Consider the following 20,333-nt stretch of genomic DNA (forward strand, 5'->3'; position numbering starts at 1 on the left):
TCAATCCTTCTTGAGCGTGACCACAGGCAGGTACGCGGTGCGCGTGGAGCCGTCGATCTGTTCGAAGTCGAGGGTGTCCCAGGCCTCGCGGTCGAAGCCGGCGCCCTCGTGCAGCGCATGGGACAGCAGGGCGCGGATGGAGTTGATATGCCGCTCCCCGGCCGGGAGCTCGGCCCAGGCCGCCGCCAGGGAAGAGGCGCCCGCAAACGCGGCCCGGATCGCGGCGGGGCTCGCTTTGCCTGTCCGCGGCGAGCGCACCCGGTCCGAGTCGCTGAACGCGATGGGATCGGCGAGCTTCGGCGGCGCCGCGAACTCGTCCGGGTCAAAGAGCTTGACCATGGACAGGGACTCGAACCCTGCGTTGAACAGCACCGGGCCGCGTACCAGGCCGGGACGTTCGCGCTCGTACGGGAGCGAGCGGATGGCCTGCTCGGCCTCCCGGAGCACCTTCCGGAGCCGGACCGACTGGCGGAAATCGTCGCTCTGGACATACGTGTTGAGGCTCTCGCTGAGCTTGCCGTAAATCCTCTGGATCTGGCTGTGCTGCGTGCGGAGTTCGGCCACGAGGTTCTTCAGGGTCTCGCGTTCCTCGTGGCTGAGGTCGTCGGCGAACTGCCGGCTGAGCACCTCACCGATCGCCGAGCGGAACCGGAGCTGCTGCTGCGGATCCTCCAGGAACGCCGTGAAGGAGCGGAAGGTCCTGCCCTCGGGACTCTGCCGGAGCCGTTTGTCCGCGTCCAGCACCTGCGCCATGGTGGCGCCCTTGCTGAGCGACTCCTCGATGATCTGGTTGCGGAGCTCCCCCACCAGCTCCTCGATCCGGTCACGCATCTTCTTGTAATCGGCGGGCAGGCTGGCGGCGAGGTCCAGGATGTTGCCGGCGGCCTCCACGGCCTCGTCGTCGTCAAGCAGGCCGTCAAAGTCCCCCGAGCTGATGTCCTCGATGAGCTGCCGGCGTTCGCCGATCTCCTCCTCGAGGGACTCCAGCCGTGCGCTCTGGTCCGGGTTCGTCTCATTGGCGAGCTTTTCGACGTCGCCCAGCAGCGTCCCGAGCCGCGACCCGTTGAGGGTGGAGCGTTCGCTTGAAAGGCTGTCCAGGAACGCGAGGACGCGGGCTGCCGGTTCGGTGACCTCGTAGACGATCTGGCCCGACTGGTTGCGCCGGGTCAGGAAGTTCTTCCGGGTCCACTCGTCGCCGAACGACTTCCCGTTGGCGCTGCCGCCCAGCCCCGGGTCCTGGCGGCGGAGCTGTTCAAGGAAGGCGTCGACGTCGGCGTGGAACTGCTCCAGCGGCAACTGCGGCCGGGTGCGGGTGAAAGAGGCCTGCAGCACGGCGATCACCCAGGGCGCGGAGCGGGTCAGTGCCCAGGCGGGACCCTTGGTGAGGAGTTCAAGGTCGCGGAGGCGGGCGCCGATGGCGTCGGCCGCGGACACGGCGGAGCGGGACACGCATTCTCCTTCAGCTGCCTTGGGGGTCTTGGTGGGCAGCGGATACGGAAAAACTGCCAGCTACAAGGTTAACTCAGGCCCCGGTTTGCATTTATCGTTGTCTGCTTTGCGGTTCAGGAGCAGACTGTTCTCACGACATGCGAGGAGTGAATCATGCGCAAAAAGGCGCTGGTGATCACCGGGGTGGCGGCGGCCGCCGTGATTCTGGGCGGCACGACGGTGGCGGCCGCGAGCGGCACCCTGGCCACCGATGACCAGCCCTTGGGCGGGACGGAACTGCAGCGGGCCAGCGACGCCGCACTCGCGAAGACCGGCGGGGGAACGGTGACCAAGGCGGAAGCGGAAAACGAGGGCGCCACAGCCTACGAGGTTGACGTCCGGCTCCCGGACGGCAGTAGGGTCGAGGTCAACCTCGACAGCTCGTTCCAGGTGGCGGGAGTCGAAGGTCCCGAGCTCGGCGACGATGATGACAACGCACCCGCCCTGAACTCTGCCGACTGGGACCGGGCCGCGAGCGCCGCACTCGCCAGGGTCGGCCAGGGCCGGGTCAGTGAAGTGGAGCGCGAGACTGAAGGCGCCACCGCCTACGAGGTGGAGGTGCGCCTGGATAACGGTTCCGAGGTCGAAGTACGGGTCGGTGCCGATTTCCAGATCGTGGGCCAGGACGCCCCCGAGTTCGACGACGACTGACGGTCTGCGCGGGCACCAAGACGCGGGCGGTGAGGCTTTCGCAACCGCTCCGTGACCTACGCCCCGGTAGCATTTCGATCCCATATCAAGGATCCCGGCACACCCCGAGGACACTGGTTACCTGCGCCTCCTGCACCCTACGCTCAGCCTACTGATTCGGCCGAGGCAACGGTGCAGGAGGAAGAATGCAGTTCGATCTAAGCGCAGTGGAAACGGCAACCATGGTGTTCATTGGAACTCTCGTGTTTGCCCTGGTGATCACACTCTTCATGATGGCGGCAGCCTTCATTTCCCTGGTGATGGTGGGCGTCGGACGCCTCGCCTGGTTCCTCGGGGCCTATCTCCTGCTCGGACTCGTCCAAGGCCTGAACCACGGGTGGGACCGGCTGGTCCACCACGCGTCCACGGTGGAGTTGCCCGGTGAAATCACCGGTGAATTTATGGGTCAACCGGCCCCTAGTACAGGCACCTACCCGCGGGTAGTATTGCGTGACAGCTAAAGGGTCCTCCACCCACGGCGGATCCAGGGCTCAAGCCGGCCACCCGGTTAGAGGAGATGCCCGATGAGCTCCGCCGTCGAAAATCCAGCCACTGAAAATCCCTCAACTGGCATTCCCGCCACGGACAGTCCGCCCTCGGATGTTCCCGTCGCCTCGGACGCCATCGGGCCGGACGCCACGGCGGCCGACGCCCGGGCCATCACCGAGGCCGCCCGCGAGACCAGCTGGGACCGGCCAAGTTTCGCCAAGGGCCTGTACCTCGGCAGCTTCGACCTAAGCCTGATCCACCCGTGGCCGGAGGCCCCCGCGGACGACGTCGAACGCGGCGAGGCATTCATGGCCCGCCTGACGGCCTACTGCCGGACGATGTCCGGACGGGCCATCGAGCGCGACGCCCTGATCCCGGACGAATACCTCAGGAGCCTCGCGGAGCTGGGTGTCTTCGGGATGAAGATCCCCCGTGACTACGGCGGGCTGGGTCTCTCGCTTGTCTACTACGGCCGGGCGCTGGCCCTGTTGGGTTCGGTGCACCCCAGCCTCGGCGCCCTGCTCTCCGCCCACCAGTCCATCGGCGTCCCGGAACCCGTGCGGGTGTTCGGCACGCCCGACCAGAAGCAGGAGTACCTGCCGCGCTGCGCCGCCGGCGCCATCACCGCGTTCCTGCTCACGGAGCCCGACGTCGGCAGCGACCCTGCCCGGATGGGCAGCACCGCCGTCCCCTCGGACGACGGAGAGTCATACGTACTGGACGGCGTGAAGCTCTGGACCACCAACGGCGTGATTGCCGAACTCGTCGTCGTGATGGCGCTTGTCCCGGCCCACACCGATGCGGACGGCACAGCCCACAAGGGCGGGATCAGCGCCTTCGTGGTGGAGATGGACTCCCCGGGCATCACGGTGGAAAACCGCAACGCCTTTATGGGTCTGCGCGGCATCGAAAACGGCGTGACCCGCTTTCATCAGGTCAGGGTGCCGGCGGCAAACAGGCTGGGACGCGAGGGCCAGGGCCTGAAAATCGCGCTCACCACTTTGAATACCGGCCGGCTCTCGATTCCCGCCCTCTGCGTCGCTTCCGGACGGTGGAGCCTGAAAATCGCCCGCGAGTGGTCCAATGCCCGCACTCAATGGGGCCGTCCGGTCGGCAAGCATGAGGCCGTGGGCAAAAAGATCGCCTTTATCGCGGCCAGCGCCTTCGCCCTGGACGCCGTGTTCGAGCTCTCAGCCGAAATGGCGGACGCCGGGCAGAAGGACGTCCGGATCGAAGCGGCCCTCGCCAAGCTGTGGTCCACGGAGATCAGCTGCAGGATCGCCGATGAGCTCGTGCAGATCCGCGGCGGCCGCGGCTTCGAGACGGCGGACTCGCTGGAGGCGCGCGGCGAGCGCGCCGTTCCGGCCGAACAGCAGCTGCGCGACCTCCGCATCAACCGGATCTTCGAGGGGTCCTCGGAGATCATGAAGCTGCTGATCGCGCGGGAAGCCGTGGACGCGCACCTGGCGGCAGCAGGCGACCTAGCGTCGGAGGACGCCAGCCTGTCGGACAAGGCAAAAGCCGCCGTCGGCGCCTCAGGTTTCTACGCGCGATGGCTGCCCAAGCTCGTGGCCGGCGCCGGCATGGATCCGCGGTCCTACAGCGATTTCGGCCGGCTCGCGAAGCAGCTGCGCTTCGTCGAACGGTCCTCGCGACGGCTGGCCCGGCAGACCTTTTACGGGATGGGCCGCTGGCAGGCCAGGCTCGAACACAAGCAGGCGTTCCTGGGCCGGATCGTGGACATCGGTGCCGAGCTGTACGCCATGGCGGCGTGCTGCTCGCGTGCGGAGATGCTGTTGCGTACCGCACCGGAACGGGGCGCGTCGGCCTTCGAGCTCGCCGAGGCCTACTGCGAGCAAGCCCGTGTGCGCGTGGACGAGTACTTTGACCAGCTGTGGAGGAACACGGACGACGGCGACCACGTGCTGGCCCGTAAGGTCCTCGACGGCGAGTTCACCTGGCTTGAGGCCGGTGTCCTGGACCAGTCCGAGGGCACCGGCCCGTGGATTGCCGACGCCAGCCCGCGCGCCTCGACGAAGGAGAACCTGCACCGGAAATACCGCTGAGGCCGGGCGTCGCACGCACGGCTGCCACACCCGCTGAATGATAAGCAACCTTGCTAACCGGCTTTTAGGCGTGGTTAGGTTTAGCGGAGACCTGCACACCGGTCTCCGCAGTGCGGTGCCCGGTCCAAACAATGGATCCGGGTCGATCAGTGAAAGCGAGCAGTCCTCATGAGCAGCACAGCAGGCCCCGAAGATCCAACGCCCCGTCGCGCCGCGGACGGGACCCCCACGCAGGAGGCCCGGATTCACGACGCACGCCAGGACGCAACCCAGAGCCAGCCGGTCAGCAGCGAGCCCATCCGGGATGAGCCCGTCCGCAGCGCTCCGGCGGACGACACGCGGGCCTTCCCGGCCGCCCCGGCGACCGGCCCGGCCACAGCCCGGATGGACACGCCCGTCGGCGGCGAGTCCGTGACGGCGGTCCGGCCCGACGACCCTTCGCGCAGGACCGCCCGGGACGAGGCGGTCCGCGAGGAGGTCCCCACGCGCGAGACCGTGGTTGCCCGTGAGAAGGAGCAGTTCGGCGGGGTCAAGATCGGCTCGGCGTTCTTCGGCTGGCTTGCCGCCACCGGCACCGCAGTCCTGCTGACAGCGTTCGTCGCCGCGGCCGGAACCGCCGTCGGCCTCGCCACCAACACCGACGTCAACGTTGCCGTGTCCGGCGGCAACGAGACGGTGGGATTCGTCGGCGTCATCGTGCTGCTCGTGATCCTGTTCGTGGCGTACTACTGCGGAGGCTACGTGGCCGGCCGGATGGCCCGCTTCAACGGTGCCAAGCAAGGCCTCATGGTGTGGGTCTGGGCCATCATCGCCGCAATCGTCGTGGCCATTCTTGGCCTCGTGGCCGGCCAGAAATACAACATCCTGGCCAACCTGAACAGCTTCCCCCGCATCCCGGTCAATGAGGGCCAGCTCAACACCATGAGCATCATCGCCGCTGTGGTGATCGCTGCGGTTGCCCTGGTCGGTGCCGTGCTGGGCGGACTTGCCGGAATGCACTTCCACCGCAAGGTGGACCGCGCCGGCTTCACCCCGGTGGACACTGTCGAGGAGCGCTAGGCCGCCCGCCAGGCGAAACGTCCGGATCCTGCCGGGCGCCGGGCAACGATGCCCGGCGCCCGGCAGTCCTTTAACCCCGTCAGTCTGATAACCCCGTCAGTCTGACCAGAGCGCGTCCAGGTAGTACCACCGGCGGTCCACCCGCAGGAAACGGCTCTTCTCGTGGTGCACGCCGCGTTCGCCGTCGTGCCGGAAATGGGCCTTGAACTCCACTGTCCCTTCGTTGTCGAGCGGGCCGCCACGGCCGGTCGAGACGATATCCAGACGGCGCCACTGCATCGCCGGATCCAGTTCCAGACCGGCCGGCCGGGTGTCCGGATGCCAGGTCCGCAGCAGGTATGCGGCGTCCAGGAGGACGAAGGCGCTGTACCGGGAACGCATCAGCTGCTCCGCCGTCGGGGCCTCGGATCCCCCGCGGTGGAAGCGGCCGCAGCAATCGCCGTATTGCTCCCCGGAAAGGCACGGGCAGTTCCGGTCCAACGGAGTGTGGTCCTGGGGGTCCGGCACGGGAGGGCCGGAAGCGGGGTGGGTCACAGAGTGTCCTTCCGGGAGGCCGGACGACGCCGGCAGGGCTTACTCCGACTATAGATGCCGGCTCCGACGGCCCTTCCGAATAACAGCTTTGACACGTCTTGGCGGACACCGGTGATCCCTGCGTGTCCGAGGAAAAAAGTCCGTATGGTTAAGAGGTGCTGTCGCCCGCCACGAACTTTTGCGGCGGGCGCGTCGCTGCGGGCCAGACTGGAGAGGTGAAATGGAAGATCCTACAACCATCGCCATAAACCTGACCTTCTTGGGAACCCTCGCAGTGGCGTTCGTCATGTTCCTCGGTCTGTTCGCCGTCTTCGTCACCACACTCGTGATCGCCGGAATCGGCCGGCTAACCGCCGTGATCGTCATGGCCCTCGCAGCCGGAGTTGCCAGGGCCGCCCGGGCGCCCGCCGAACGCAAGTCCCGCAAACTTCCCAAGCAGGCCAAGGCCACCCGGAAGGAAGCCCCCCAGCTGTCGCCCGAGTGGTCCGCCGCCGTCGCGCGGGCGGACGCACGGGCCACCGCGAGGGCCACAGCGGAAGCGCCCCCGCCCGTCAGGGTTTCCGTCCGCGACCTCCCCAGCCCGACGGCTCCGGTGAACGACATCAGCAAAGTGGCGCCGCTCGTGGCGTCGGCCACGGACCGGAACGGCGAGCTCAACGCCGTCCCGCGCTCGTTCAAGAAGCCGCCGATGCCCGCCGCAAAGTCGCTGCTGGACACGGGCTCCTTGGTGTCGCTCGGCCGGCTGCCGCTCGGCACGGACAAGCGCCCCGTGCAGGAGCGCAAAGCCGGCTGAGCCCTTACCGGCCGCTGGCAAGTCGGCTACGGTGAAACCCATGGAATTCAGATACCTCGGGAACAGCGGCTTCAAGATTTCGGAAATCACCTTCGGCAACTGGCTCACGCACGGTTCCCAAGTGGAGAACGACGTCGCCACCCAGTGCGTCCGGGCAGCGCTCGACGCCGGTATCAGCACCTTTGACACGGCGGACGTCTACGCCAACACAGCAGCCGAGACCGTGCTGGGCAAGGCCCTCAAAGACGAACGGCGGCAGTCGCTGGAAATCTTCACCAAGGTATTCGGGCCCACCGGACCCAAGGGCCACAACGATCTGGGTTTGTCCCGCAAACACATCATGGAGTCCATCGACGGCTCGCTGACCAGGCTCCAGACGGACTATGTGGATCTGTACCAGGCCCACCGCTACGACTACGAAACCCCGCTGGAAGAGACCATGCAGGCCTTCGCGGACATCGTCCGGCAGGGCAAGGCGCTCTACATCGGCGTCAGCGAGTGGACGGCCAGCCAGCTCCGGGACGGCCACGCCCTCGCCAAGGAGCTCGGGTTCCAGCTGATATCCAACCAGCCGCAGTACTCGATGCTCTGGCGGGTCATCGAAGCGGACGTGGTCCCCACGTCCGAAGAGCTGGGCATCTCCCAGATCGTGTGGTCCCCGATGGCGCAGGGCGTGCTCAGCGGCAAATACCACCCGGGCAAACCGGCCCCGGAGGGCAGCCGCGCCACGGATGCCAAGGGCGGTTCCAAGATGATCGAGCGCTGGATGTCCGACGAGGTCCTCACCGGCGTGCAGCAGCTCAAGCCCATCGCCGAGGAGGCCGGGCTGACCATGGCCCAGCTGAGTATCGCCTGGGTGCTGCAGAACAAGAACGTCTCCTCCGCGATCATGGGCGCGTCCCGGCCGGAGCAGGTCGAGAAGAACGTGGCCGCCGCCGGCGTGAAGCTTGACCCGGCCATCATGGACAAGATCGACGCAGCCATCGGATCCCTGGCCGAGCGGGATCCTGCCCAGACCAAGTCGCCCGCCTCGCGGGAGGGCTAGGACCATGGCCGGCGCACCCGAGCTCGCCATCACGGGGTCCACCGGACAGCTGGGCGGACTGGTCGCCCGGCAGCTGGCCGGGGCCGGCTCCCCCCAGCGGCTGCTGGTTCGCGACGCCGGGAGGGCTCCCGAGCTGGACGGCGCCGTGCCGGTGGTGTTCACCTACGCCGACCCGGCCCTGGCGAAGGCTGCGCTGGAGGGCGTGAAGACGCTGTTCATGGTCTCCGCCGCCGAGGCCGAGGACCGGCTGCAGCAGCATCACACCTTCGTTGACGCCGCGGCCGCCGCAGGGGTGGAACACATCGTGTATACGTCGTTTTTCGGTGCGGCACCGGACGCCACGTTCACGCTGGCCCGGGACCACTACGCCACGGAGGAGCGGATCAAGGCCTCCGGCATGAACTTCACCTTCCTGCGGAACGACTTCTATCTGGACTTCTTGCCCCTGCTGGCCGGGGACGACGGCGTCATCCGCGGACCAGCCGGGAACGGCATCATGGCCGCAGTAGCCCGGGCCGACATTGCCCGTTCCGCCGTCACGGTGCTCCGGGACCCGGCCCTGCACGTGGACAAAACCTACAGCCTCACCGGGCCGGAGGACATTTCGCTGGCGACGGCCGCCGAGCTGCTGACCGCAGGAACGGGCCGGACCATCACTTTCCGCAACGAATCCCTCGATGAGGCCTTCGCCTCCCGCGCGTCCTAGGGCGCCCCGCCGTGGCAGGTGGACGCCTGGGTGAGCACCTACACCGCCATCGCCGCCGGGGAACTGGCCGGGCCGACGTCCGCCGTGCACGAACTCACCGGCCGCGAGCCGCTGGGACTCGCCCAGTTCCTGGCGGAGGCGCACTCGCTCTAGGCACGGCACTCGCAGCCGCGGCCAGCCGCCGGGCGGCCGCACTCGCCCGCGGCCGGCCGGCTGGGCATGCCGGGCTGAGCCGGTATTGACGGCATCGGGGCTGCGGCGTAGACCTGAAAACGGGTGACACCGGCCAAGACCGGGCTGGTCCGGAGCAGAATCGCAGCACGCCATGCCGAAGCAGATGTCCAGGCGCTCATCCATCCTGAAGGCGCCGCGCCGCCAGGCCAGGAAGCTCACACCTCATCCCGGCGAACCGACTCATGGTCCGCTGACGGCTGAGGAACTCCAGCTCGCCGTGCGGAACCATTCGATGCCACTCGAGGCCCTGCGGAGTGACACCACACCGGCCGGGCTGCACTACCTGCTGAACCATTTCGACATCCCGTTCATCGATGCGGACCACTGGCACCTGCGGATCGGCGGCGCGGTTCAGCGTGCCGTCGAACTGAGTATGCGGGCACTCCGCCGGGCACCCAGCATCACCCTTCCGGTGACCCTGGAGTGCGCCGGCAACGGCCGCTCCCTGCTGCGGCCCCGCCCACTGAGCCAGCCCTGGACGCTGGAGGCAGTCGGCACCGCCGCCTGGACCGGCGTCCCGCTGGCCTACCTGCTGACCCAGGCGGGGGTGGACGACGATGCCGTGGAGGTGGTGTTCACCGGGGCGGACTCCGGAATCCAGGGCGGTGTGAGTCAGCAGTACGCCCGGAGCCTGCCGATCGCCGAGGCGCTGCGGCCCGACGTCGTACTTGCCTACCGGATGAACGGCGCCCAACTGCCGCCGCAACACGGGTACCCGCTCCGGCTGGTGGTCCCCGGCTGGTACGGCATGGCGAGCGTCAAGTGGCTTTCCTCGATTCAGGTGCTGACCCATCACTTCGACGGATTCCAGCAGCAGGTCGCGTACCGCTACCAGCAGGACGCCGACGACCCCGGCACCCCGGTCACGTGGATCAACGTCCGCTCGCTGATGGTCCCGCCAGGGGTGCCGGACTTCTTTACCCGGCGCCGGTTCCTGCCTGCCGGCCCGGTGATGCTCAGCGGCCGGGCCTGGTCCGGACAGGGCGCCGTGCAGCGCGTGGAAGTGGGGATCGACGGCAAGTGGGCGCCGGCGCAGCTCGAGTACCCGGCAGCGCCGTTCGCCTGGTGCGCATGGTCGATGCCGTGGGTGGCCGACGCCGGCGATCACGAGCTGTCCTGCCGGGCCACCGATGCCAGCGGCGCGACACAGCCTCTGGAGCAGGCATGGAATTACCAGGGCATGGGCAACAACGCGGTACAGCGGATCAAGGTCACGGTCACGGTCGAATAGCCTGGTCCGGCCGGCCGGTTTCCCCGGGCGCTTACGCTTGGCACATGAGCGAACAGCGCAAGACCTGGCATGCGACGCACAAAGCACAGCTAAGCAAAGGCCAGCGGGCAGCCGACGTCATGCGGAACGGGATGGGAAGCTGGCCGTTCGTGGGTTCCTTCATCGGCTTCATGATCATCTGGGCACTGTTGAACTCCGCGGTGCTGGCGTCCCACGCGTGGGACCCGTACCCATACATCCTGCTGAACCTCTTCCTGTCCATGCTCGCCGGGCTGCAGGGCGCCATTCTGCTCATTGCCGCCAAACGCCAGGACGCTATTGCAGCTGCCATGGCCCAGCACGACTACGACACGGATCTGCGGTCCAAGGCCGGGATCGACCGTCTCACTGCGATCAACAACCAGCAGCTGGAGATCCTGCGGGAGCTCCGCGAGCTCCGGGGCGGGCGTGTACAGGCCAGCCGGGAGACCCAAGGCGAAGGCACCCCGCGTCAATAGTCGACAATCGCGCCGGCGGAGATGTTCACCGTGGCATCGGTGATGGCCCCGGCCTTGTCCGAGGCGATGAAACACGCGACGCTGCCGACGTCGGCCAGGGTGGCGGTGCGGTTCAGATGCGCGGCCTTGGCGATCTCCTCCACGATCTCCCCACGCCCCTCGGCCTGCCAGGGAATCGTCTCGATGATGCCGCCGGAGACCATGGTGACCACCCGGATCCCGTGTTGTCCCAGTTCAAGCGCCCATTGCCGGCGCAGCCCCTCCATCGCGTCCAGGGCAATCTTAGATCCGCCCAGTCCGGGCAGGGTCTGCGGGCCGGAACCGCCGAACATCAGCACCACCCCGGAGCGCTGCTTGATCATGTGCGTGGCCGCGGCCCGGGTGGTGAGGAAATGGGTACGCGTCGCCAGGGTCACGGGCTGGGTGAAGTCGTCCACATTGATTTCCATCAGCGGCGCCTGGATGTCGCCGAACGAGATGACGTTGAAGGAAATGTCGATCCGCCTGCTCTTCTTGGCCACGCGGGCCACGAAGGCGTCCACCTGTTCCTCGTTGAGGGCATCGACGACGGCGGTCTCGGCTTTGCCGCCGTCCTCGACGATGTCCCGGGCCACCTTTTCCAGCCGTGACTCGGTGCGCCCCGCGAGGTGGACGAAGGCGCCCTCCGCAGCGAAGGCGCGGGCCACGGCTCCGCCGATCGCGCCGCCCGCACCGTAGATCACGGCCGTCTTGCCCTGCAACAAACCGTTTCCCGGTGCTTCGTCGTTCAGCATCGCCGCCTGCCTCCTGCCGCGGGGTGGTAAATTCCCTCAACTATGTTCTTGCCGGGGGCGCGGTGGCAAGGGGCAGGAGACGCTAGGGACGGGGCGGGGCGGTCGGCCCCGTCTCGGGCGGGGCGTCCGGGCCTCCCGGTCCGCCTGTCCCGTCATGATCCTCCGGGCGGACGGACGCCGCGGGGCCGCCGCCCCCGTAGAAGCCGTCCCGGCCGCCGGCCGGCGCCCCGGGTCCGGCGTCGGAAACCGGGTTGCTGTCCGCGGCGGCTACCGGCGGAGTTGCCGCCGGAGGCCCTGCCGGGAGACCGGAAGGGGGAAGCGCCTGGGCGTGGCCCGGTTCCGCTGGCCCCAGGTCCAGGCGGAACGGCGGGTATTCGTCCCGCATCAAGGCAACGTAGGCGACCACGCGGTAGATCCAGCGGTTCAGGCCCAGCAGCAGGTCGAACAGGCCCGGCCAATACTTCCCGGTGAACAGCAGAATGACCCCGGCGATGAATACCAGCAGGCCCAGGAGGGAGATGCCGACGCTTTGGCGCACCCACTCGCCGTCACGCATGACCCACGTCTGTGCCGTCCCCGTCAGCACGGCGACGATGAGCAGGTGGGGAATGGCGAGCAGCCAGGACTTCACCAGCACCAGCCCCCGGGACAGCCGCTCGGGATAGTCGACGTCGAAGTCGGCCGGGTAGTCCGTGCGTGCGAGGGTGAAGGGCGGGTAGCGGTCCGTGCCCAGCGCGCCGTAGGCGTAGAAGGACACCCGCCAGCTCCAGCGGATCACCCCGACGCTGAAGTTGAACAGCGAGCGCGGGTAGCGGCCGGTGAAGAGGATCGCGAACCATGCCACGATCGTGACCACCATGACGGCGAACCAGAGAAAGAACAGGACGATGAAATGCGGGATCGCCAGCAGCCACTTCACGAGCCACAGCCAGCGGGACACGTTGGGGTCCAGGTTGCCGGTGAGCCGCGCCGGGTAAGACCGAACCGCATCGGACTGGGCCGCGAGCGCAGCTCCGGCAAACGGCGGGGAGGCATAGAGCGGACCGGAAGTCGGCTGGCCCGCGGGCGTTTGCCCCCGCGAGCCTTGCGCCCCGTAGGCCGCACCCGGGGTTTGCCCGGGACGTCCGGCAGGTCCGGGAGCGGATGGCCGGGGCCCGCCTCGTCCCAGCCCGGCGGCTCCCGCCACGATCAAGGGCACGCCGACGACGAGGAACAAGAGCCCGGCAGTCAGCAGGCCGATGAAAATCGGCCAGAGCAGGTCCGTGCGGGCTCCGGCTTGAAGGTCAACGGCCACGGGAGTGCCGGCGTCGGCGTTCATGATGACGACGGCCCAGTTCCCCGACCGCAGGTCCCATTTGAGCTCCTGGGTCCCCGGCCCGGAGGCCGACGCCGTCCAGAAACTCTGACCGGCCGGCCGCAGCGGGGCCCTGACTCCGGTGACCTCGCGGTACAGGGCGCGGAATGGGGCAAATCTCACGTCGACGATCTCGGTGTGCCTGACGCCGGCCAGATACGCCGCCACCTCAGCCTGCGGGGCAATCCCGATGAAGATCGTCCTGGCCGCATCGGCCGCGGAACCCCGGATCACGATGCTGCCCGGCACGTTCACGGGACGCGCCCCGGAAAAGCGGCCGTCGGCAATGACATCGAGGGGTGGACTGCTGAGGGCGTAGGAGTTCGCGGTGAAGCGTTCCGTAGGCGTGGTGAAGTATCCGTTGTTGCACTGCACGGAATTGGCCCACCCCGCACCGGCGGCGCCGGCCAGCAGCCCCAGTCCCAGGAGCGCGCTGAGCGTACCCAACACCAGCATGACAATCCGGCCTGGTCGCATGGCCGCCGTCCTTTCACAAGGTCCTTGCCGGACTCCCGGTCCTGCGGGGAAGCAGCCTCATCCTCCCGAAGGGCTGAGGGCGTTCATGCGGTGATCACTACCTTGAGCGCCTTCGTTTCAGCGGCGCGGGCAAAGGTGTCGTAGGCCTCCAGGAACTGGTCGAAACGAAAATGGTGGGTGGCGAACTTTTCCGCCGGCACCTTCTGCTGGGCCACGAGCTTGAGCAGCATCGGGGTGGTGTTGGCGTTGACCAGACCCATGCTGATGTTGATGTTCTGGATCCACAGGTCCTCCACGTGGAGTTGGACCGGTTTGCCGTGCACACCGATGTTGGCCACGCTGCCGCCGGGCCGGACGATGTCAGTGCACATGCTGAACGTCGCCGGGATGCCGACTGCTTCGATGGCGACATCCACGCCTTGTCCATCGGTCAGCGCCAGCACCTGCTCTTTCCAGCCGGCGTCGCCGGACAGGACGACGTCGGTGGCACCGAATTCGCGGGATTTCTCCAGCCGGTTCGCATCGAGGTCGACGGCGATGATGGTGGCGGCACCGTAGAGGCCGGCGGTGGCGATCGCGGCGAGTCCGACGGGCCCGGCCCCCACCACGGCGACCGTGTCACCGGGCTTCACCCTGCCGTACTGCACGCCGATCTCGAAGCCGGTGGGAAGGATGTCCGAGAGCATGACGGCCTGCTCGTCACTGACCCCTTCCGGAAGCAGGTGCAGGGAGTTCTCGGCGTACGGGACGCGGACGAACTCGGCCTGGGTACCGTCGATCAGGTGCCCAAAGATCCAGCCGATGCCGGGCTGCCCCTCCTCGCCCAGGCAGTGGGAGTACAGCCCGGTCTTGCAGTTGGCGCAGTGTCCGCAGGACTTGATGCAGGAGATGATGACGCGGTCACCCACCTTGAGGCTGGTCACGGAGGAACCTGTTTCGGTGATGGTGCCCACGCCTTCGTGACCCAGGATCCTGCCCTTGGCCACGGCCGGGACGTCCCCCTTCAGGATGTGGAGGTCCGTTCCGCAAATGGTGGTGGTGTCCACTTTGACGATTACATCGCTCGGGTTCTGGATGGTGGGATCGGGCACATCCGTCCAGGACATTTCGCCCGGGCCGCCGTAGACGAGCGCTTTCATACGTTGGCCTTGACCCTGAGGATGACCGGTGGATCCACGATCCGCAGCCGGCACGGCGTCACCGAGGCATCGATGCCGGAGGACAGGATTGACTGCCGGGCATGCTCCCGGAGTTCCTCAAAGGCATCGGCCGTCACCCGGGCATGGCCCAGATCGACGACGATTTCGTACCCCGGCAGTTTGGAGACGACGCGTCGGCAGACCACGTAGAGGGCACGGATGTTGGCGGGCGTCACGACACCCCGTACCTCGACCTTCGCAGACTCCGCAGCGGCATCGATGCGGACAAGCACTTTGATGCGCGGATCCCCATGTGACGGGTGGGCGTAGTACGCGCTGGCGCGGTTTGCGTGGTGGCTGTGAGTCACGGGGCATCGGTGCTCCCGCCCAGAAAATGAGTCCCGAAGGACTCGTGGTGAATGTTCATATGGCCGTGGTCTCCTGCCTTTTCCTGCTGAAGCCGGAAAGTGCAAAGTGCCATTTCCTTCCCCAAGGTTCTAGCGAGACCGGTACTGCGGATCGACAAAGCGGTTCATCCCAATGGCCGTGCAGGAACCGCCCCAAATCCAGAATGGCCCCCGGGCTGGCCTCGGGCAAGAGGGCGAAAGTCCCTTGTGCGCCGCGCGGTCCCGGCCGGGTGGGTGGGCGGCGGGACCGGCGGCGTGGAATTGCCACCGCCGGGAGATGCCCCGATAGCCTGTTGCCATGCGTGCACCCGTCGATGTCGCCTCCCGGCCCGATCTCATCCTCGCCTCGGCCCGCCTCCCCGGGGCGGTGGATTCTTGCGACCTTCACATCGCCGACGGGGCCGTCTCGCGCATCACGGACGCCGGGCCCCGGCCCGCGGGTGTGCCTGTGGTGGAGCTCGACGGCCGGTACGTCATCCCGGGGCTCTGGGATGAACATGTCCATATGACGCAGTGGGCCCTCAACGCCAACCGGATCGACCTGTCTGGCGCCGGCACCGCCCGCGAGGCGGCCGACGTCGTCCGTTCGTATCTTGCCGGCCGCAGCCCTGCGCCAGAAGATCGCAGCGCACCGACGCTGGTGGGCGTCGGGTTCCGGGACGCCGTCTGGGCTGACGCTCCGAGCCTGGAGCTGCTCGACGTTGTCACGCAAGGCCTGCCGACGGCCCTGATCAGTCATGATCTGCATTGCGTGTGGCTCAACAGTGCGGCAGCGCAGCGCTACGGCGTGGCGGTGGACGCGAGCGGCCTGCTGCGTGAAGAACCGGCGTTTGGCCTGACCCGCGAGCTGGGCAAACTGCCCGACGCCGTAGTGGATCTGTGGGTCCGGGAATCAGCGGACGCGGCGGCCGCGCGCGGGATCGTGGGGATCGTCGACTTCGAAATGACCTGGAACCGGGACGTCTGGCTGCGCCGCGTGGCGGGGGGCTTCGACTCCTTCCGCGTGGATGCCGGGGTCTATCCGCAGGACCTGGACCGGGCCATCGCGGAGGGCCTGCGGACGGGGGAAGATGTCCCCGGCGGAGCGGGTCTGCTGCGCGTGGGCCCGCTCAAGGTGCTCATTGACGGCTCCCTCAATACCCGCACGGCATACTGCGTGGATCCGTATCCACATGGCGGCCGCGGCCTGCTCACCGTGAGCGAGCCGGAACTGCAGTCTCTGCTGGGCCGGGCCCGGGACGCCGGCTTTGTGCCGGCCGTCCATGCGATCGGCGACGGCGCCAACGAGGTCGCGTTGAACGCGTTTGCTGCCGCCGGGATCAGCGGCAGGATTGAGCATGCCCAGTTTGTGCGGAGCCAGGACTTCGCGCGCTTCGGCGAGCTGGGCCTGACTGCGAGCGTCCAGCCCGCCCATGCCCTGGATGACCGCGACGCCGCCGACGCCAACTGGGCGGGCCGCACAGACCGGGCCTTCCCGCTGCGGTCGCTGCTGGCTGCCGGGGCGACGCTGGCGCTCGGTTCGGACGCCCCGGTGGCGCCGCTGGAGCCGTGGACCGCGATGTCGGCGGCCACCACCCGGGCGCGCCAGGACGGGCGCGGGCCCTGGCATCCGGAGCAGTCCCTCACCCGGCAGGAGGCCCTGACGGCGTCGACGCGCGGCCGGGGCGGCGTCCGGGCCGGTGACCCGGCAGATCTTGTGGTGCTCGACGGCGACCCGCTCGGAGTGTCCGATGCGGTGTTCGCCGCGATGCCGGTTGCCGCGACGCTCCTGGCGGGCCGCTTCACGCACCGCCGCGGTGTCTAACGGCCCATGAAATGGCTGCCCTTGGCTGCCCGCCTTTTGCAACCGGACTTTGGTTACCGGCCTTTGACCCGGGCCTGCACCAGATTGGCGAACGGGAGGCGGCCGAACTCCTCCCGGAACTCGGCGTGGTACTCGGCTTCGGCGGGGGTCAGCTGATCGGCGGGCAGCTCCTTCCAGGCGACGATCAGGGATCCAGCGCCGGCGAGCTGCCAGATCAGTCTTCCGTCCCAGTGGCCCGGCGGCTTGCCCTTGCCGAAGTCGATGAACTCCTGGATCTGCCGGCGGAGCCCGCGGTTTCCCTTGCTGCCGGCGCCGGCCTTCCCGATGTAGAGGACGTCGGCGTCGTCGACCCATTCCGCTGCGAGAAGTTCCGCCGGCAGGGTGGGGTCCTTCTTCTTGAAGATCCCGGCAGTGCTTCTGGCCAGGAACTGCGGCCGGAATCCCTCGGGCCGCAGTACCGCGAAGATCCCGGGTTTCTGCGGGATCCGGTTGATTTCGAGGTCCGCAAGCGTCCGGAATCCGGTGAACCCGTCGGCCTTAAGGGTCTGTCTGTTGGTCGGCAATGAATTCCTTGGATCGGGGCGCGGGGCCGAGGGGGCCGGGAACCCAAGTATCCCCCGAAATATGTCTCAGCCAGCGGTAGGGATGGCTTGGAGCCAGCCACTCGCTCAGTCCAGCGAGCGTCTCCACTTTTCACCGACCACAACCGCGGAATCTCCGTTGACGTGCACTGCAATTCCTGCAGTTCCTGTGGCTCCATCGGCCTATTCCCGCGAAGTGCTAACCTCGCTGAACGGTCCATCGAAAGTACGGAGAAGACAGTGGCAGGCAGTGCTGACAAGGTTGCAGGCGCATTCAAGGCCGGGGGCGCCCACGCGAAGGCTGTCGGCGCGAAAGCGTACGGCATGGCGACTGACCCTGCCGTACAAGCAAAGGCGAAGAGGCTCTATGAGGACGGCGCCAAGATTTACCGGGCGGCGAACAGCCCTGAAGCCAAAAAGGCACTCCGCCAAGTTGCCGAAGTCCTAAAAAAGATCCGCAAGAAGTAAAGGCCCTGCGTCCCGACCGAGGGTGGACGAGCACACTTTGTCGCCTTGGGCACTGGAGATGTAAAAGCCCCCAAGCGAGGCTTCATTTTGCGGACTGACTGGCCCCTTAAAAACGTAGGGCCTGCAGGTGCCTTCGCGATCTCGCTATGGAGATGGCCCGGACACTGAATGTCCCGAACGACCCCTAAATGATGGCTACCTGCAGGCGCTTTAAGCCTACGCCCGGACCGACGGCGCCGGTAGGGCAGAGGTCCCGGAGATTGGGACCTCTGCCCCGGTCGACGGCGCCTCCGCGGCTCCTTAGGGCGTGGCCCGTCGCAGGGTGAGATATGAGCCAATGCCGAGGACTGCGCAGAAGAGCGCCGTCCAGCCCGACACGCTCAGCGGCGTCTGGGCGGCAAACCACGCTCCCACCTGCGGCCACCAGCCCTGCCCGGTGACGAGGCCGATCAGCCCGACCAGCGCGACGGCGATCGCGCTCCACACCACCAGCATCCCGGTCACCCGCCATCTCTTGTACACAGTGGCAAACCAGAACCCGGTCATGTACAGGGCCAGCATGACGACGAAATTGAACATGATCTGCACGATTGCCGGGCTGTCCGCCGCCAGCCCAGGAAGTACAGCTGCCCGTTGAGCCCCCAGCCGTTTGTCGCCGCCTCTACCCTGCCGAGCACGAAGTACAACAGGCTGACTGCCAGGGCCACCACCGCGAACAGTCCGGTGGTGCCGGCATAGAACGTGCGCCGGCTGACGCTCATGGCCTGCGAGAAGGGGAACGTATACGTGAGGGCTTGGATGCCCAGGGCCAGGAAGTACCAGACGACCGCCTGCGAGGCGCCCGAGTAGCGCGTTCCCACGTCGTCCGGGATCATGAGCCAGATGGCATAGGTGAGGGCAAAACTGCCGGAAATGATCAGCGCCGGGATGCCCAGGAACGTCCCCTTGTTGATCAGCTGCATCCGGGCGACGTTGAGGGCGCGGTTCATGGCGCCAGCTCCAGTTCTGTCAGATTGTCGACGGCGTTCCCCCCGGGTGGGGCTGACATCGTCTTGCGGACCACCAGTTGCTGCAGCGAGACCGGGGACAGTTCCAGACCGAGTTCGGTTGCCCGGGCGCGGTCGGCGCCGCCTAGCCGGGACTCGATCGTGACCGACGCCAGCGAGCCAAGGGCTTCCCGGTGCAGGACCTTGTGGCCGGCCGCGAACCCGGCCACCTTCGACTCTTCGCCGGTGACGACGACGGCCGAACCGCGGATGTTCTCGGCGTCGTCGTCAAGGATGATCCGTCCCCGGTCGATCAGGAGGACATGTTCGAGCAGGTTCGCCACCTCGTCGATGAGGTGCGAGGAGAGGATGATGGTGCGCGGGTGCCGGGACTAGTCGTCAACGAGCCGGTCGTAGAAGATCTGCCGGGCGACGGCGTCGAGCCCCAAATACGGTTCGTCGAAGAAGGTGAGTTCGGCCCGTGGGGCCAGTCCGATGACGACCCCGACGGCGGACAGCCGGCCGCGCGAGAGCTTCTTGATCCGGCGCTTGAGCGGCAGCCCGAACTCCTCGGCGAGGCGGTCCGCGAACTGCTGGTCCCAGTTCCCGAAGAACATCGCCGCCGACCTGAAAGCCTGGGCGGGCGAGAAATCATCTGGATACTTCTGGGACTCCCGGATGAAGCACATCCGCGACAGGGCGGCGTCATTCTCATAGGTTGCTGGCCGAAGACCCTGACGTCCCCGGAAGTCTCCGGGTCCTGGGCCGTGAGGATGGACATCAGGGTGGTCTTGCCGGCCCCGTTGCGTCCGAGCAGGCCGTAGATCTTTCCGCCGTTGATGCGCAGGCTCACCCTGTCCACAGCCTTCGTGTCTTTGTATCGCTTGGTGACGTTGGTCAGTTCGATCACCGGCGCCGGCGTGTGCGTATTCACCGTCCCGCGCTCCTTTCAATTAGCACGGGATCTGAATTACTGCGGTTGATCATCTGCGTCAGCGACTCGACGCTGATGCCGAGCTTGCGTGCCTCGCGGGTGAGCGGCTGGACGTAGTCGTGAAAGAACTCTTCCCTCCGTCGCTCCAGCAACCGCGCCCGTGCACCGGTGGCAACGAACATGCCGATCCCCCTTTTCTTGTAGAGAATTCCCTCATCGACGAGCTTGTTGATCCCCTTGGCTGCTGTGGCGGGATTGATCCGGTAGAACGCGGCGAACTCGTTGGTGGACGGCGCCTGCGACTCTTCCGCGAGGGCGCCGGCCACGATGTCGCCCTCGATCAGTTCGGCGATCTGAAGGAAGATCGGGCGGGAATCGTCGAGCACTGCCGGCTGTCCTTTCAGAGGGTTCAGCAGAAGTGGTCTGCTGGTTCATTACTCATGTAGCTAACCCCATAAGCAGATGGTCCACAAGAGGTTATGGACAGCTGCCGGCAGCGCCTCAACGCGGCGCCCAAGAACACGCCTCCGGCCAAAAGCGTAGAGTGGGATCAGACGCCTGATTCTGGACGCCGAGCG

At 67.2% G+C, this 20,333-nt stretch carries 20 protein-coding genes and 2 pseudogenes; 11 read left to right on the forward strand and 11 right to left on the reverse strand.

Going from position 1 to position 20,333, the window contains the following annotated elements; translation table 11 throughout:
* Positions 1-1,449 (reverse strand): DUF3375 family protein, encoded by a 1,449-nt coding sequence (locus ABIB51_RS15635; protein ID WP_354189589.1) that lies wholly within the window; start codon positions 1,447-1,449, stop codon positions 1-3.
* A 153-nt stretch (positions 1,450-1,602) separates the two neighbouring features.
* On the opposite strand from ABIB51_RS15635, the gene ABIB51_RS15640 reads away from it, so the two are divergent.
* The 4 genes from ABIB51_RS15640 to ABIB51_RS15655 all read left to right on the forward strand — a co-directional run bounded on the left by ABIB51_RS15640 (position 1,603) and on the right by ABIB51_RS15655 (position 5,792).
* On the forward strand, positions 1,603-2,139 hold the full coding sequence (locus tag ABIB51_RS15640) for a PepSY domain-containing protein (protein ID WP_354189591.1): 537 nt from the start codon (positions 1,603-1,605) through the stop codon (positions 2,137-2,139).
* A 185-nt stretch (positions 2,140-2,324) separates the two neighbouring features.
* A complete protein-coding gene (locus tag ABIB51_RS15645; protein ID WP_354189593.1) occupies positions 2,325-2,639 on the forward strand; it encodes a hypothetical protein in 315 nt (104 codons plus the stop codon).
* Positions 2,640-2,702: 63 nt separating this feature from the next.
* Positions 2,703-4,733, forward strand: a complete 2,031-nt coding sequence (locus tag ABIB51_RS15650) for an acyl-CoA dehydrogenase family protein (protein ID WP_354189595.1) — start codon at positions 2,703-2,705, stop codon at positions 4,731-4,733.
* Positions 4,734-4,901: 168 nt separating this feature from the next.
* On the forward strand, positions 4,902-5,792 hold the full coding sequence (locus ABIB51_RS15655; protein ID WP_354189597.1) for a hypothetical protein: 891 nt from the start codon (positions 4,902-4,904) through the stop codon (positions 5,790-5,792).
* 96 nt (positions 5,793-5,888) lie between these two features.
* Here ABIB51_RS15655 and ABIB51_RS15660 read toward each other — a convergent pair whose 3' ends face one another.
* Positions 5,889-6,299 (reverse strand): YchJ family protein, encoded by a 411-nt coding sequence (locus tag ABIB51_RS15660; protein ID WP_354189729.1) that lies wholly within the window; start codon positions 6,297-6,299, stop codon positions 5,889-5,891.
* A 247-nt stretch (positions 6,300-6,546) separates the two neighbouring features.
* On the opposite strand from ABIB51_RS15660, the gene ABIB51_RS15665 reads away from it, so the two are divergent.
* From ABIB51_RS15665 to ABIB51_RS15685, 5 genes and pseudogenes are all read left to right on the forward strand, one after another.
* Positions 6,547-7,119, forward strand: coding sequence for a hypothetical protein (locus ABIB51_RS15665; RefSeq protein WP_354189599.1), 573 nt, complete (start codon positions 6,547-6,549; stop codon positions 7,117-7,119).
* Positions 7,120-7,159: 40 nt separating this feature from the next.
* Positions 7,160-8,164 carry an aldo/keto reductase family protein gene (locus ABIB51_RS15670; protein WP_354189601.1) on the forward strand — a complete coding sequence of 335 codons (1,005 nt, stop codon included), beginning with the start codon at positions 7,160-7,162 and terminating at the stop codon, positions 8,162-8,164.
* 4 nt (positions 8,165-8,168) lie between these two features.
* A pseudogene (locus ABIB51_RS15675) lies at positions 8,169-9,023 on the forward strand (SDR family oxidoreductase).
* A 172-nt stretch (positions 9,024-9,195) separates the two neighbouring features.
* A complete protein-coding gene (locus ABIB51_RS15680) occupies positions 9,196-10,335 on the forward strand; it encodes a sulfite oxidase (protein WP_502916151.1) in 1,140 nt (379 codons plus the stop codon).
* A 44-nt stretch (positions 10,336-10,379) separates the two neighbouring features.
* Positions 10,380-10,832 (forward strand): DUF1003 domain-containing protein, encoded by a 453-nt coding sequence (locus tag ABIB51_RS15685; protein ID WP_354189603.1) that lies wholly within the window; start codon positions 10,380-10,382, stop codon positions 10,830-10,832.
* Here the strand turns inward: ABIB51_RS15685 and ABIB51_RS15690 are convergent.
* The 4 genes from ABIB51_RS15690 to ABIB51_RS15705 form a co-directional block, all read right to left on the reverse strand.
* Positions 10,826-11,605, reverse strand: a complete 780-nt coding sequence (locus ABIB51_RS15690; protein ID WP_354189605.1) for an SDR family NAD(P)-dependent oxidoreductase — start codon at positions 11,603-11,605, stop codon at positions 10,826-10,828. The two genes, ABIB51_RS15685 and ABIB51_RS15690, sit on opposite strands and share 7 nt — an antisense overlap.
* Before the next feature lie 82 nt (positions 11,606-11,687).
* Positions 11,688-13,436, reverse strand: a complete 1,749-nt coding sequence (locus ABIB51_RS15695; protein WP_354189607.1) for a DUF4389 domain-containing protein — start codon at positions 13,434-13,436, stop codon at positions 11,688-11,690.
* Positions 13,437-13,519: 83 nt separating this feature from the next.
* Positions 13,520-14,575: a zinc-dependent alcohol dehydrogenase family protein gene (locus ABIB51_RS15700; RefSeq protein ID WP_354189609.1), complete on the reverse strand. Its 1,056-nt coding sequence runs from the start codon at positions 14,573-14,575 to the stop codon at positions 13,520-13,522.
* Complete coding sequence (locus tag ABIB51_RS15705) at positions 14,572-14,943, reverse strand: hypothetical protein (protein ID WP_354189611.1); 372 nt, start codon at positions 14,941-14,943, stop codon at positions 14,572-14,574. Before ABIB51_RS15705 ends, ABIB51_RS15700 begins: the two co-directional genes overlap by 4 nt.
* A 337-nt stretch (positions 14,944-15,280) precedes the next feature.
* Between ABIB51_RS15705 and ABIB51_RS15710 the strand changes: the two genes are divergently transcribed.
* Entirely contained in the window at positions 15,281-16,786 is a 1,506-nt protein-coding gene (locus ABIB51_RS15710; RefSeq protein WP_354189613.1) for an amidohydrolase, read from the forward strand.
* A gap of 53 nt (positions 16,787-16,839) precedes the next feature.
* Here ABIB51_RS15710 and ABIB51_RS15715 read toward each other — a convergent pair whose 3' ends face one another.
* Positions 16,840-17,349: a hypothetical protein gene (locus tag ABIB51_RS15715; RefSeq protein ID WP_354189615.1), complete on the reverse strand. Its 510-nt coding sequence runs from the start codon at positions 17,347-17,349 to the stop codon at positions 16,840-16,842.
* A gap of 258 nt (positions 17,350-17,607) precedes the next feature.
* Here ABIB51_RS15715 and ABIB51_RS15720 point away from each other — a divergent pair, with 258 nt between their 5' ends.
* Positions 17,608-17,835, forward strand: a complete 228-nt coding sequence (locus ABIB51_RS15720) for a hypothetical protein (RefSeq protein ID WP_354189617.1) — start codon at positions 17,608-17,610, stop codon at positions 17,833-17,835.
* 300 nt (positions 17,836-18,135) lie between these two features.
* On the opposite strand, the gene ABIB51_RS15725 is transcribed toward ABIB51_RS15720, so the two are convergent.
* The 4 genes and pseudogenes from ABIB51_RS15725 to ABIB51_RS15740 all read right to left on the reverse strand — a co-directional run bounded on the left by ABIB51_RS15725 (position 18,136) and on the right by ABIB51_RS15740 (position 20,141).
* Positions 18,136-18,414 carry a hypothetical protein gene (locus ABIB51_RS15725; RefSeq protein ID WP_354189619.1) on the reverse strand — a complete coding sequence of 93 codons (279 nt, stop codon included), beginning with the start codon at positions 18,412-18,414 and terminating at the stop codon, positions 18,136-18,138.
* Positions 18,378-18,824, reverse strand: coding sequence for a hypothetical protein (locus tag ABIB51_RS15730; RefSeq protein WP_354189620.1), 447 nt, complete (start codon positions 18,822-18,824; stop codon positions 18,378-18,380). The genes ABIB51_RS15725 and ABIB51_RS15730 overlap by 37 nt, the downstream gene beginning before the upstream one ends.
* Positions 18,821-19,755, reverse strand: a pseudogene (locus ABIB51_RS15735) (ABC transporter ATP-binding protein). The gene ABIB51_RS15730 and the pseudogene ABIB51_RS15735 overlap by 4 nt, the downstream one beginning before the upstream one ends.
* A complete protein-coding gene (locus ABIB51_RS15740; RefSeq protein WP_354189622.1) occupies positions 19,752-20,141 on the reverse strand; it encodes a GntR family transcriptional regulator in 390 nt (129 codons plus the stop codon). Before ABIB51_RS15740 ends, ABIB51_RS15735 begins: the two are co-directional and overlap by 4 nt.
* Between the last annotated feature and the right edge of the window lie 192 nt (positions 20,142-20,333).

This window comes from Arthrobacter sp. UYCu712 (genome assembly GCF_040547005.1).
Lineage (GTDB): Bacteria > Actinomycetota > Actinomycetes > Actinomycetales > Micrococcaceae > Arthrobacter.